At 52.3% G+C, this 562-nt stretch carries 1 protein-coding gene; it reads right to left on the bottom strand.

What is annotated here, in order from left to right:
- Positions 1 to 523, bottom strand: a 523-nt coding sequence (locus NS334_RS18445) for a helix-turn-helix domain-containing protein (RefSeq protein ID WP_153002844.1), incomplete at its 3' end; no start/stop codon positions are given.
- Positions 524 to 562 lie beyond the last annotated feature (39 nt).

The raw sequence follows: 562 nt of genomic DNA, 5'->3' as shown, positions 1-562 counted from the left end.
GTTCAGGAAAGCTGTCGTGGAGGACAAAAATCCCGGCGTCTTCAATCTTCTTTCTGCAGACAAGATAGAACGCGTTTGCGTCCTTTGCGTCGAGCTGATCTTGAAGCGAAATGCTCAGTAGCTCGCGCGCCGCCAGAGCGAACGCGTCGACCTCGGCGTTGCCCTTTGCTGAGAACTGAGGCAGGTCAAGTTTCACCCAGAACTGTTCGAGAGCGCGCTGGACACCTTCAGCAAATTGAATGGATTGGACCGTTTCTTTCATCTTGGCCGCTGGCTTCGCGGTCGAGGAGCGAAAGTCAGGGAATACATCATGGAGCGCGGGTGCTTTCTCCATGAAGAAAGAGTAGGGCGGTACCCCAAGCTCCTTTGCAATGCGATTGAGGATGCCTTGTCCCGGCTCAGGTTCTCGGTCAAGCTCGCGAGAAAGTTCAGCGGGTGCAATTTGAAGGCGATCAGAGAGTTGCTCGGTACTAAGAAACCGAGTGCTCAAAATCTTTGAAAGAATATTTGGATTGTAAGCCACGAAAAGTCCTTGGGGAGTCGGACTTATGAAGTATGGGGA

Origin of the sequence: Sphingomonas endophytica, assembly GCF_001476895.1 — a bacterium.
Taxonomy (GTDB): Bacteria; Pseudomonadota; Alphaproteobacteria; order Sphingomonadales; family Sphingomonadaceae; genus Sphingomonas; species Sphingomonas endophytica_A.
This window is presented reverse-complemented; position numbering and strand designations above follow the sequence as displayed.